Origin of the sequence: Cribrihabitans neustonicus (assembly GCF_048820895.1) — a bacterium.
GTDB classification, from domain to species: domain Bacteria; phylum Pseudomonadota; class Alphaproteobacteria; order Rhodobacterales; family Rhodobacteraceae; genus Cribrihabitans_A; species Cribrihabitans_A neustonicus.
The window spans coordinates 1-11840 of sequence record NZ_JBMERQ010000009.1 but is presented as its reverse complement, the minus strand read 5'-3'; the positions used below and the strand labels follow the sequence as shown (position 1 = coordinate 11840).

At 62.8% G+C, this 11840-nt stretch carries 10 protein-coding genes and 1 pseudogene; 2 read left to right on the top strand and 9 right to left on the bottom strand.

All coding sequences use genetic code 11. The features are described 5' to 3' along the window. Nucleotides 1-174 precede the first annotated feature (174 nt). From ACOHWE_RS16040 to ACOHWE_RS16000, 9 genes and pseudogenes are all read right to left on the bottom strand, one after another. Nucleotides 175-563, bottom strand: a pseudogene (locus tag ACOHWE_RS16040) (transposase); the annotation flags it as partial. Between the two features lie 330 nt (nt 564-893). Then, nucleotides 894-1418: a hypothetical protein gene (locus tag ACOHWE_RS16035; protein ID WP_420667731.1), complete on the bottom strand. Its 525-nt coding sequence runs from the start codon at nt 1416-1418 to the stop codon at nt 894-896. After that, a complete protein-coding gene (locus ACOHWE_RS16030) occupies nt 1415-2059 on the bottom strand; it encodes a hypothetical protein (protein ID WP_420667730.1) in 645 nt (214 codons plus the stop codon). The genes ACOHWE_RS16035 and ACOHWE_RS16030 overlap by 4 nt, the downstream gene beginning before the upstream one ends. Continuing rightward, entirely contained in the window at nt 2056-3243 is a 1188-nt protein-coding gene (locus tag ACOHWE_RS16025) for a hypothetical protein (protein WP_420667729.1), read from the bottom strand. Before ACOHWE_RS16025 ends, ACOHWE_RS16030 begins: the two co-directional genes overlap by 4 nt. Before the next feature lie 22 nt (nt 3244-3265). Further along, nucleotides 3266-5311, bottom strand: coding sequence for a vWA domain-containing protein (locus ACOHWE_RS16020; RefSeq protein WP_420667728.1), 2046 nt, complete (start codon nt 5309-5311; stop codon nt 3266-3268). A 632-nt stretch (nt 5312-5943) separates the two neighbouring features. After that, nucleotides 5944-6804 (bottom strand): ABC transporter permease, encoded by an 861-nt coding sequence (locus tag ACOHWE_RS16015; RefSeq protein ID WP_420667727.1) that lies wholly within the window; start codon nt 6802-6804, stop codon nt 5944-5946. Beyond that, a complete protein-coding gene (locus tag ACOHWE_RS16010) occupies nt 6801-7667 on the bottom strand; it encodes an ABC transporter permease (RefSeq protein ID WP_420667726.1) in 867 nt (288 codons plus the stop codon). Before ACOHWE_RS16010 ends, ACOHWE_RS16015 begins: the two co-directional genes overlap by 4 nt. Next, the gene (locus ACOHWE_RS16005; protein ID WP_420667725.1) at nt 7664-8776 is read right to left on the bottom strand and encodes an ABC transporter ATP-binding protein; all 1113 of its coding nucleotides are present in this window, start codon (nt 8774-8776) and stop codon (nt 7664-7666) included. The genes ACOHWE_RS16010 and ACOHWE_RS16005 overlap by 4 nt, the downstream gene beginning before the upstream one ends. Before the next feature lie 64 nt (nt 8777-8840). Further along, nucleotides 8841-9917: an extracellular solute-binding protein gene (locus ACOHWE_RS16000; protein WP_420667724.1), complete on the bottom strand. Its 1077-nt coding sequence runs from the start codon at nt 9915-9917 to the stop codon at nt 8841-8843. Between the two features lie 285 nt (nt 9918-10202). Between ACOHWE_RS16000 and ACOHWE_RS15995 the strand changes: the two genes are divergently transcribed. Together ACOHWE_RS15995 and ACOHWE_RS15990 are read left to right on the top strand one after the other, a co-directional pair. Continuing rightward, on the top strand, nt 10203-11117 hold the full coding sequence (locus ACOHWE_RS15995) for a LysR family transcriptional regulator (protein ID WP_420667723.1): 915 nt from the start codon (nt 10203-10205) through the stop codon (nt 11115-11117). A 393-nt stretch (nt 11118-11510) separates the two neighbouring features. Further along, complete coding sequence (locus ACOHWE_RS15990; RefSeq protein ID WP_420667722.1) at nt 11511-11702, top strand: hypothetical protein; 192 nt, start codon at nt 11511-11513, stop codon at nt 11700-11702. The last annotated feature ends 138 nt before the right edge of the window (nt 11703-11840 follow it).

Here is an 11840-nt window from a genome sequence, read left to right as displayed (position 1 = left end):
CGACGACCTACCAAAATCAAACCAGTGTCACTCTTGGCGCCACAACCGGCAGGGAAAAACCGCCGGATGCGCACCAAACCAAAATCGAACTCAGCAGCCTACGGGATCGACATTGGCAAGAAAGTTCTTCATGTCGTCGCGCTGGATGTCTATGGGCGTCCTGTTCAGAGAGCCAAGTTTTCTTTCGAGACGCTGCTGAAGCTCCGGGACGCGGCAGGCGCGCTGCTCAGACACCCTGAACAGGCTGCGCACATTCTCAATGCAGGCACGGCGGCGGGCGGGGCTCAGAAGTCTCCCTTCGCTGTTTCCGTCACGATGAGCTTGTCCAGGGTCAGGTCCGAGGCGGCATGACGCAGCAGCTCGTTCTCTTTCTGCAACCGTTCGAGTTTCCTGAACTGGTCGTTTCCCATTCCGCCGTATTGCTTGCGCCAGCGGTAGTATGACCATTCGGTGATGCGCACTTCGCGGATCGCATCCACCCGCGCCATCCCTTGCCCAACAGGTACTTCAATTTGCCGCAGCATCGTGACAATCTCTTCGGGCTTGTGTCGCTTCGTTCCCATTATGATCCTCCGTTTTCCTGAACATATCGGCGGAACACTTCAGTGGGGGAGGATAAGTCCAACAGTTTGGGATCTGCAGCACAACTTTGCAAAGGTCGCTATCTGCGCAGCGCTGCCACTAGCATTCAACGCGACATCAGCCAAGGCCGCTACCACCTGCTGGATGGCTGCTTTCGTGAAGATGGCCCAAACGCTTTACACTTATAGAGAAGGAACCACTGCGCCTGGCACGAATGTCGCGTTTGGGCTGACTGCGGCTACGTGCGTCCCAACACCAAGCCAATCTGCCTTGACAATCCCCGACACGCCCCGCCAACCAGCAGCCTCGGGTCAGTTCGCGGGAACAACGAGTGCCGGTACCGGCGCGGCACCCCGGTTTTGTATGTCTGAAGCCGGTTTCGGCGCGGCCGTCTGCTCCGCCGGGGCAATCCGAACTCCAACCAGCATCTCCACCGGAGCCGAACTTGCCTCAATGGATACCCGGAGAAAGACCGGTGCATCGGCGACCCAGCTGGCATAGAATTTGCTCTCCATGAGGCTGGCGCGGGCGACCACTTGCCCGCCGAACCGCCGCACGAGTTCAAGCGTTGCGGGGATGCGGCGGCCGTCCTCCGTAGCGCCAACAATGTCGACCCTCTCCCCGGCTTGCGGCGGCGGATCAATAAGGTAGCCGTCGGCCTGGTCCCCGCCTCCAAGGGAGATCAGCCAGAACCCCTCGCGTCCGCCGACAGGGCCGCCCGCGATGGGCTGGGTGACCGCCACCGGCTCGGCAGTGGCGTAGCCGCCGTCATTGACGGGGGCGGCGGAGACGGGCAGTGCGATCGCCACCAGCAATCCTGCTGCCAACCGCTTCATTGCGCCTCCCCTTTCAAGCTCAGAGCAAAGCGGATCTTCGCGATCTGGTAGGTATGCTCGGCGAGGGCTAGGAAGGCCGTGTGCCCCAGATGCTGCTGCTCGCAGGTGCCGATCACGTTCAGCGAGTCCCGCATGGCCTCAAGCGCGTTGCCCTGCGCCTTTCCCAGATTCTCGAAAAAGGTGCGTTTTGCCGGCTCGATATCGCGGATCTGCTGCAGCGCATAAGCCGCCTTGCCCGCCGGGTGCTGCGCGGCCGCCCCTTCGGCGAGAGTGTGGAGGATCTTTGCCTTGCGCAGGGTACGCGCCAGCAGCCGTTCGTTGTTGACCAGCACCTCGAAGGCACGGTTCGCCCGGTCGGCGGCCCCTTCGGCGCAGGTCATGCAGGCCTGGTGAGTCAGGCATTGCGAGCCGATTGTCATGTCCTCCGGCTCCGGCGGCGCCGCGTCGTCATTCCACTGATCGGGCATCTGCTGCCCCGAATCCCAGGCGTTCAGGAAGTCGGTGACTTGGTCGAAGGTGTTCGCGCCGGGATCAAGAAATCCCGACGCCGCGAAGACGTCCGTCAGCTTGGCCGCCTGGGCGCCGGCGGAAACAGTCAGGGCGGCGGCGCAGGCGGCCGCGAAGCTGCGAATGGTGTTCATTCTATCAGGACCTCTCTGATCTTCGGACCGTCATCGGTGGGGAGGAGGGAGAACAGCAGGCTGCGCGCTATCCCCCGGTCAACGGCGTAATACACTCTCACGCGGTCCAGTCCCTCTGCCGCGATGGTCCGGCCGCCTGCATCGACTCCCGCTGCCGAAAGCATGAGGGGCAAATTCATGGTCCGCGCCGCGGCCTTGCGGCCTTCGCGGCTGTCGGCGAAGTAGCGGGCAATCGCCCCCGGATCGGCAAGCAGTTGGGCCTGCGAGGGTGCCCCGGGACCAGTCAGCGCGTCGAGCAGAGAAGTAACAAGGGCGAGGCCGCTGCTCGTCTCTACCTTCAGGCTCACCGCGGCCGGGGCTAGCGCATTCTGGCGGCGCTTCAGGGACGTGACCTGCCATCCGTGCCGCTTGTCCCTTTCAAGGGTGGCGGCGAAGACCTCGACCGCTGTGTAGGTTCGGCGCGCGGTCGTGACGGTCAGCTCGCCTGTGGGACGACTGGGGTGAAGCCGGAAATCGGTAATCCGGGCATCAACGGCGCGGTCCCGCGCCAAGGCGGTCCATAGGCCAGCGCCCTGCAGCGGCGCTGCCATGCAGTCCGCCCGCCGCTCCCGGGGACAATCGCCTGCCCGCCGCCAATATCCGCCCCCACCGGCAATCCAGCGTGACTGAAGCGCCTGCGCAAGCCAGCTTTCCGGCGGCAGGCCGGAGTGCCGTTCGACGGCTGCCTTCAGATCGGAGAGATAGGCCACAAGCACGTCGTCCGGACTGGCATCAGCCGGCAAGGCACGCCGCCGCGCCGGCTCCACCTCACGGACTTTCCATTCCCCGCCGAGCCACAGTAGGTCCACCGTGACAGGCCATTCGATATCGGGCAGTTCTGCATAGGAGACCTCTGCCGTCACGCGCGCTGCTTCGCCTGCCAGCTGCACGCTGGATATATGCGCGGCTTCGGCGCCGTGGACTGCGAGGTGACCTATCAGAGGGCCGATTCCGGGTTGCACCTGAGGAGCCACCCACCTGGGATCCCCTGCAAGCAGTTCTGTTACCTGCGGCGCGCCAACAGTGCTCGGAGCACCGGCCTGGGCGCGAGCTGCGTCTATCACCTCGGAAAGGTAGGCTGAGGCGAGCTCCGCTACTGCCGCACTGTCCTGTGCAGCAGCCTGGCCCGCTTGGGTCAGGATCATGGCCGTCAGGGCTGCCGCATGCCTATTCATTGGACACCACGATCGTGTAGGCACCCAGTTCCGGCCGCAGTTTCGGGGCCCGGTTCTCGGCCTCGATCCGGACCGCGCCAGTGGCGTCGAATTGAACCGGGCCATTGTTGCCCCGTCCGATCCGCTTGCCGCTTGCCGCGTCATAAACCGTCAGGCGGTATTTCGGCGCCCCCTCGCGGTAAACAAGAGAGGCGGTCAGCCGGCCGGGGCCGTCCGGCTCGTAATGCCAGACATCCTTCCTGTCTTCATATCCGAAATTCCCGTCAGCGGTTCCGCCCGGCTTGATCCGGGCCACGTCCTCGCCGTCAGGCACCGCGCCGGCATCTCCGGTGCCGCCATCGCCGAAGGGCACGATCTCTACTTCGAACAAGCTTTCCGGCGGCAGCCGGCGGTAGGCATCCCCCAGTCCGAAGACCACCCCGCTACCGGTCGTGTCCACAAAAGTCGTTTCCACCGGGGTTCCCGGAATACCCACCTCGCGCGCGGACTGCGCCGCGGTGGGGCGGCCATCCGGGTAGCGCGTTTCGATGGTCAGCGCAGCCGGCGCCGCGCCGGACTCCCTTGGCCCCTCGGCGGTGTCGGCATATTGCCAGGACTGGATCAGCCCGCGGATCACAGCGCGGTGGCCCTCTTCCATGGCGACGCGGTAATACCGGAACTCGCCCGGCTCCAGCAGTTCACCGACTGTGTAGATGCCGGGCGGGATCTCGGTGGCGCTGTCCGGCGCCAGGCCGCCCCGCACCGGGTTCGAGCAGCTCGGGGCGATGCGTTCTGTCTTCTCGACCACCACCGAGACCAGCTCCTTGAGCACACGCTTCAGCCCGGGCCCGTCCTCCGCATCAAGGTACCCGGTGCCGCCGGCAGCAGCCACGGCCTCCAGTTCCAGGCGCTGGGAGGGATCAAGATCATAGCCCACGACGTAAGTATTCACGTCTATCCCCGCTTCCGCGAGCGCGGCAGCCTCGGCCACAGGGTCGCCGCCGCAGGTCTCCTCCCCGTCCGAGATCAGGACAGCGACCCGGCGGCTGGCCTCGACACTTTGCAAGCGCTCACCTGCCGCACGCAGGGAGGCACCCAGCGGCGTGTACCCATAGGGCTTCAGCCTTCCGGCAACGCGGGCGATCCGCCGCCCGTTGTTCGCGCCAAAGGGAACGACTTCCGCGGTGTTTGGGCAGCTCGCTTCCGGCGTCTTCGGAAGGCTGTCATCAAAGCCATAGGCGTGCAGAGAGGACACCGCATTCACGCCACCCAGTGCCTGCACCGCCTCGCCAAGCGCCTCTTTGGCGATCGCCATCTTGCTGCGGCCGTCCTGCCGCCCGGCCATGGAGCCGCTGGCGTCGAGTACGAAGGCGATGGCAACGGGACCGTCCCGAGTAACCGGCTTATCTCCTGCAACCCCGTTCGCGTAGTCAAGCAGCGTGCGCGACAGCGAGTCAAAGGCGGGACATTGCTCAATCCCGGTGTCGACCTGTGCGAGAGCTGCGTTCGCTCCGGGGCGCCTGAGCCGGAGGGCGGGGATATCAAGGTCCGGATCCGCACCGCCTTCGATTGCGGGCAGCGGTCGGCCGCTCGGCGGCCGCGTGCCGGAACCCGCGCCACCGCCGCCTTCGGCGGGCGGCAGTGCCCCGTCGATCATCGCTCCGCCGGGCTCGGCAGCACCGTCCGGTCCGGACCAGATATGAAACAAGCCGCCAGAGGCCAGCGCCAGCTCCGACAGTTCATGCAGATCCGCTGCCGCGCCCATCGCGACCACGTCGATCCGGACCGTGTCCGGGGCCGTCTCTGCGACCCACAGAGGGTCATCTTCGCAGCTTGACAGCGTATCGGCGAAATAGATCACCCGCCCGCCGCCGAGCGCCGCCAGGTCCGCCACCGCTTGCCGCAAAGCCGCGGCAGGCGCGGTCTGATGGCCCTCGGCTGACAGCCGGGCAGTATAGCGTTCAATGGTGTTCCGGGTCAGGTCCTGGCCCAGTGACACGACGGTCTCATGGCCGGTGCAGTCGGCCCCGGCATCCCCCGAAACACCGGTCGAAGCCAAGCGCAAGGATACGTCGGTTCTGCCTTCCAAGGCTAAAGCATTTGTTGACAGGAAGCTTGAAACCAACCTGACTTTCGGAGCCTTCGTGAAGGCCCATTTCCCCGGCCGCCCTTCCTGATCGTAAAGGATCACAACCGGTTCATCAGGTGCAATCTCCGAAGAGCGAGCCAGGGGCGCAGCCAAGCCACTCAAAAGAAGCCCCGCAACAACGGGTCTAAACAATCTGCGGAAACGAAGAAACGAGACACCACACACCATGGATACTGACAGTAGATACCTTCTTGGCAAAATTGTGTCTTGAACGCGGCGAGGTCAGCAATGATGCTTATGATATCCGCAGCCTATATCACTTCTCATGCAAACCCTCTGGGTACATTTGGCCGGTCACAGCCCAAACGGGACATGCGTATCAGGTGCAGTGCCAGCTCCGCTGCGAGTGTGAAATATATGGGCCATTTATCCGAAAGCGGCCATCCACGAGGTTGTGGCGGACCGACCGATAACGCGTCCCGGTCCAGCGGCCGCGGAGCTCGGAAAGAGGGCTTTGCAGAAACTGTGAAGCACACCTGGTTGTCGCCCTAAGCCTGGCCGAACCCCATGCACCTGTACGAACCGGTGTTGGGGCGCCCGGATTAGGATCGTGTTTTCCCTTTCTGGAAGAGCAGCGAAATAAGCCCAAGGGCCGCGGAAATAATGATCAGGAGAAGCGACACGGCGTTCAGAACCGGCGTGGACCCCTGCTTCAGCTTGTCGAACATGGTGATCGTCAGCGGCGAGTCGGATCCGACCAGCATCAGCGTCGTGTTGAAATTCTCAAAGCTCATCAGGATCGACACAACCGCGGAGGCGACAATCGCCGGGAGCAGGAACGGCAGAGTGATCTGCCGGATTGCGCCCCATTTGCTGGCCCCGAGGTTCAGCGCGGCTTCCTCCAGGCTGGGGTCGAACTTCTGCAGCCGCGCCGAAATCACTAGGGTGGCGAAGGTCGTGATGAAGGAGAACTGGCCCAGGATCACCAGCGGCAGGCCGGGGCGCAGCCCGTCGAACCACATGCCGGTTGCGTCTTCCAAAGCATTGGCGGCTGAGCTGGAGAAGACCAGGATCGAAATCCCGAGGATCACGCCGGGAATGATCAGCGGCAGCAGCATCAGCATATAGAGCACCGCCTTGCCGCGGAAGTCATGGCGCACAAAAAGAAAGGCATTGCAGGTGCCAACCGCAACGGCAAGTCCGGACACCCACAGGGCGACAAATGCCGACGTGCCGATGGACCGCAGGATCGAGCGTTCGTTGAAGACCCCGATGAAAGGCGCGTCGGAGCCGAAGAACCATGCCAGGGTGAAGCCCTCCCACGGCAGCGACGGAAAGACACTGTTGTTGAAGGCAAAGACACACACGACCGCCAGCGGCAGCGCGAGGTAGATGAAGAACGCGGCGACATAAGCCCGGTAGCACCATTTGGCGAAGGCCGGCTGGGGGACAGTGGGTATCATGAGCGCCCCATGGTTTGGGAAAGGGTCTGGCCGGAAAGCCTCAGGCCAAGGAAGACAACAAGCGACGACAGCGCCAGCAGCAGGAAGCCGAAGGCCGAGCCGAGCTCCCAGTTAAACCGGGTGATGAACTGGGTGTAGATCATGCCGGTGAACCACAGGCTGTCCTTTCCGCCCAGCAGGATCGGCGTCAGGTAATTGCCGAGTGACAGCATGAAGACAACGATGCACCCCGAAACGATGCCCGGCATTGCGTGCGGAATGACGATCTCACGCATGATGGACGTGCTGGTGCCGCCCAGATCATAGCCCGCCTCGATCAGGCTGTCATCGAGACTGTCGAGTGTGGTGACCAGCGGCACAACCATGAACAGGATCGAGGTGTAGACAAGACCCACCATGATCGCCGCATCGTTGTAGAGCATCTCGACCGGGCCGTTCACGAGGCCGAGGTATTGCAGCAGGCTGGAGAATACCCCGGTTTCGCGCAGCAGGATCATCCAGCCGAAGGTGCGGACCAGTTCCGACACCCAGAACGGGATCATGCACATCAGGAACAGAGTGGTCTTGGTCCGCCCCCGTGTCAGCTTTGCGATGTAATAGGCAATCGGAAACCCGAGGATCAGGGTCAGCGCCGTGGCCAGAACCGACATGACCGCGGTGCGCGCGAAGGTCCGCCAGTAGAGCGGCTCGCTGAAAAAGGCGGCGTAATTCCCGAGACCGGTTTCAAACTGCCGCGGGCCGGTCTTTTCGCTGATCGAGACCAGGAACAGGCCGATATGCGGCAGGATGATCAGGACAACCAGCCACAAGAGGATCGGCGCCAGCAGAAGATAGAACCCCAGACGGGACGCATCGGAGCTCATCGTCCGGCCCCCGGCAGAGGGAAGCAGCGGGCGTGCCGCGGGTGCCAGCGGGTGAACACCGCGTCTCCCTTCTGCAAGACGGCGAAGTCACCGGTCTGCGGCAGGGCGGCCTTCACCAGCCCGCCGGCAGAATCCCGCACCGTCACGGTGCTGTTTGCGCCGTTGAACAGGACCGAATCCACCACGCCGGGATTGACGTTGATGCCCTCGCCGGTCCCGTCGGACGGCGGCACCAGCTCGATGGCCTCCGGGCGCAGGAAAATCTGGGCGCGCTCACCAGCGCTGAGACCCGTGCCCGCCGCCTCGATCTTCATCTCGGTGCCCGCATCCGTCGCCAGCGACAGCATGGAGCCATTTGCCGCCGTAACCTTAGCGCTGAACCTGTTTGCGTCACCGACAAAGCCCGCAACAAAGGCGGTGCCGGGCTTGTGGTAGACGTCATGCGGGGTGCCGACCTGCTCGAAACGGCCGTTGTTCATCACCGCGATATTGTCGCTCATAACCAGCGCCTCGGACTGGTCGTGGGTGATGTAGACGAACGTCGTGTTGAATGCGGCCTGCAGGGCCTTGAGCTCAACCTTCATGTGCTCGCGCAGTTTCAGATCGAGAGCGCCCAGCGGTTCGTCCAGCAGCAGCACATCGGGCTCAAGCACCATGCAGCGGGCGATCGCGACGCGCTGCTTCTGGCCGCCGGACAGCTGATCGACCCGCCGCGCCGAGACGCCGGGAAGCCCGACCCGTTCCAGGACCTGTTCCACCCGTGTTCTGATCTCCGCCTTGGCGACCCCGCGCTGGCGCAGCCCGAAACCGACGTTGTCGCCGATGTTCATCGTCGGGAACAGCGCCAGGTGCTGGAACACCATCGAGACCGGCCGTTTGTTCGGCGGCACGCCGATCATCGACTTGCCCTTGATCCGCAAATCGCCGCTGGTCGGCGATTGGAACCCGGAAATCATCCGCAGCAGCGTGGTCTTGCCGCATCCTGACGGGCCAAGAATGGAGAAGAAGGAGCCCTGCGGAACCTCGAAGCTGACGCGGTCGACGGCCCGGAAGTCGCTGAAGTCCTTCACCAGGTCGCGGCACTCCAAATCGGGGGGAGAGACAGTCAAAGTGTAACCTCATGAGAAGAGAAAGGGCACCCTGCGGCGCCCTTCACTTGAAATTTTGCGGACCTCAGTTCGCAGCGTTGATCCGGTCGAGGGTTGCCCCCTCCATGGTTTCCAGTCCGGCCGGCACCGGCGGATACCATTTGATGTTGTCGATCGCCTCCTGATCGAAGCTGCCCTGGTAGCGCGCCTTCAGGTCTGCGTTCACACCGGCATCGCCATCAACCGCCGCGGTGAAGTTGCCTGCGGTATTGGTGATCATGGCGGCGATTTCCGGCTGCATCACGAAGTTGATCCAGTCATAGGCCGCATCGTCGGCCCGGCCGCGCGCGGGCAGGACGAAGGTGTCGATCCAGCCCAATGCGCCGGATTTGGGCGCAACAAAGGTGATGTCCGGATTGTCGGCGTTCAGCTGCCAGCCGCCGGTATCCCAAGCCATCGAGGCCACAACCTCGCCGGAGCGCAGCAGGTTCTTGATCTCATCGCCGCCGCCCCAGTAGGTCTTCACGTTCGGCTTGCACTCGGTCAGCTTCGCTTCAACCTGATCGAGGATGCCCTGATAGGCCGCGCTGTCGCCATAGGCCGCAAACGGGTCAAGACCCATCGCATAGGCGAAACCGATCAGCGTCGGGCGCTTGAGGCGGTAGGACACCTTGCCGGCCACGGACGCGTCGCAAAGATCGGTGTAGTCCTGCACATTGCCGGCCGCGGCGGTATTCACGACAAGGCCGCTGGTGCCCCAGACATGCGGCAGGCCGTAGACCTCGCCTTCGAAGGTGGTGTTCTCGGCTGTCGCTTCCAGCATGGAAGGGATGAACAGGTCAGCGTTGATGCGCGACATGTCGATCGGTTTGTAGATCCCGAATTCTTCCTGCGCGCTGGTGATCCGGTCCTGGCTGGGCTGCGCCAGATCGAAACCGCCGCCATTTGTGGCGCGCAGCTTGGCAATCATCTCTTCGTTGTTGGAGGTGGTCACTTCGACGGTATGGCCGGTCTCGGCCTCGAATTTGGCGATGACCTCCTCGGGCGCGTATCCGCCCCATGTCAGTAGCCGCAGCGTTTCGGCGCCTGCCATCACCGGAAGGGCTGCAATCGCGGTCGTGGCGAAAGCGATGCGCCCGATCTTATTGAGTTTGTCTGACATGGTAGAACTCCCTGTTGTTGTCTTTGAGTGCCCGGGAGCATTGACGCATCCGGCCTTCCAGCGGCGGCTGACAGGCCTGGGAAATTCGCAGACTGCGCAGAGCAGGATACAACACGGCACGCTCCCATTCTTTGGGCCGCCCGAGAGCAAAAAAGAGTCGGGCGGCTGTCATTGGCGAAAGCGTGCCGCAGCCGCGGGTATAATTCAACATTATTATTTTCGTTACATATAATATGGAGTTATGGTTGCTGCGGAAGATCGCTGCCCGGCAGAAGGACAAACGGGATGACTGTTGATGAGCCGCTGCGGATACGGCAGCTTCAGGCCCTTAATATTCTCGCCGAAAGCGGAACCATCAGCTTAACCGCCAAGGCCATGAATATCTCGCAGCCTGCTGTCAGCAGATTGCTGGCCGACTTGTCAAAGGAGCTGGGATACCCCTTGTTTTCCCGCTCCGGCCGCCGCCTGGCGTTGACGCGCGAGGCGCAGTATCTTCTGCCTGAGATTCAACGGATATTTGGCGCGATGGGGCAGATCCGCAATCTGCGCCAGAACATTCAGACCGGGACAAGCGGCCATCTGAAGGTCGCCTGCCTTCCCGGCTTTTCGACCAGCCACCTGCCCGGAGTTGTTGCCGATTTTCTGTCGGCCCGGCCCGAAGCGACCGTGACAATCGAGCCTGACCGGCCAGAGCGTATTCTGGATTGGGTCATCGGCGAACAATATGACTGCGGTATCACTGACGGGTTCAGGTCGCATCATGCCTTGGACTGTAAAACAATACCGATCCGCTGTGTCTGCATCTTTCCGGAAGGCCACCGCCTGGGAGCCAAGCGGGTCATCCAGCCGAGCGATCTTGCCGGCGAGCGCATAGCGCATGACCGGCTTGGCAGTGAGTTTTACCTGCGGTTGCGCGATGCCCTCGATGCGGCAGGGGTGACGCTGGACAGCTTTATTGAAACCAGGCAGTTCACCTGTGCCTGTGAATTGGTGGCCAAGGGTGTCTGCGTATCGGTGGTCAGCGAACTCGACGCGCAGCAATATGCCGGCAGAGGGGTCAGCTTCCGTCCTTTTTCAGCCAACATCACCCACCAGCTTTCGCTGGTCTGGCCAAGCCACAAGTCAGCGTCGATCCTGACGCTGGAATTCCTGGCGCTGTTCGAAAAAAGTCTTCAGCCATTCGCCGCACCCGAAAATTAATAGTGTCCTGAGCTACCCCCGCTGATTTCCGGCTGGGGCTGGTGCCCTGGCGCCTGCAAAGGCGGCTCCTCGAGAGGCTGCACATCTCACCCCCGCAGTATGCGCGGCTCGTACGGAAGTGGATGTCTTCGATTTGCTTGGAGCTGGGCTCGTACGGCAGCCATTCAATGCGCCGGACGAAGGTTGCCCTTGCAGCACCGCAGCGTGCCGATCACCGGCCAGGGCGGTAACCGCCGCTGTCGCAGTTGACCGCGGGCAGCCAAAGGATGAAACCGCTCCTCGGCATTGGCGCGGGTGGCTGGTGTTCAGCGATGATCTGAAAGTGGGGCAATTGGGGATCGGCATTGCTGCCTGACGATCGAGGCCTTTTCAATCGGAAGACAGGAGGTTCCCATGCCAGGGGAGAGATCGCCACCGCTTCGAGAGCGGATGATCGACAACATGCGCATCCGCGGGACGGACGACAAGGCGCAGAAAGCGCATATCCGTGCGATGAAGCATTTTGCCACTTTCCTCGGGCACCGGTTCCGACACCTCGCAGTCGCAGCGAACGGCCGAAACGGCGGACTGCGGCGCAGCATCTGACGTGCTCCCCTGAAAAGTCCGCGATTTGAAGTTAGCCTGTTCTCCAAGCGAGGAGACAGACGATGCGGAAAAGCCGTTTCAGCGATGAGCAGATCATTGGCATCCTGAAGGAGCACCAAGCCGGAATGGGGGCGAGGG

Bases quoted from the DNA above. Each gene is read 5' to 3' on its own strand.
- ACOHWE_RS16035 (WP_420667731.1), bottom strand. From the start codon at position 1,418: ATGAAGCGGTTGGCAGCAGGATTGCTGGTGGCGATCGCACTGCCCGTC.
- ACOHWE_RS16030 (WP_420667730.1), bottom strand. From the start codon at position 2,059: ATGAACACCATTCGCAGCTTCGCGGCCGCCTGCGCCGCCGCCCTGACT.
- ACOHWE_RS16025 (WP_420667729.1), bottom strand. From the start codon at position 3,243: ATGATCCTGACCCAAGCGGGCCAGGCTGCTGCACAGGACAGTGCGGCA.
- ACOHWE_RS16015 (WP_420667727.1), bottom strand. From the start codon at position 6,804: ATGATACCCACTGTCCCCCAGCCGGCCTTCGCCAAATGGTGCTACCGG.
- ACOHWE_RS16010 (WP_420667726.1), bottom strand. From the start codon at position 7,667: ATGAGCTCCGATGCGTCCCGTCTGGGGTTCTATCTTCTGCTGGCGCCG.
- ACOHWE_RS16000 (WP_420667724.1), bottom strand. From the start codon at position 9,917: ATGTCAGACAAACTCAATAAGATCGGGCGCATCGCTTTCGCCACGACC.
- ACOHWE_RS15995 (WP_420667723.1), top strand. From the start codon at position 10,203: ATGACTGTTGATGAGCCGCTGCGGATACGGCAGCTTCAGGCCCTTAAT.
- ACOHWE_RS15990 (WP_420667722.1), top strand. From the start codon at position 11,511: ATGCCAGGGGAGAGATCGCCACCGCTTCGAGAGCGGATGATCGACAAC.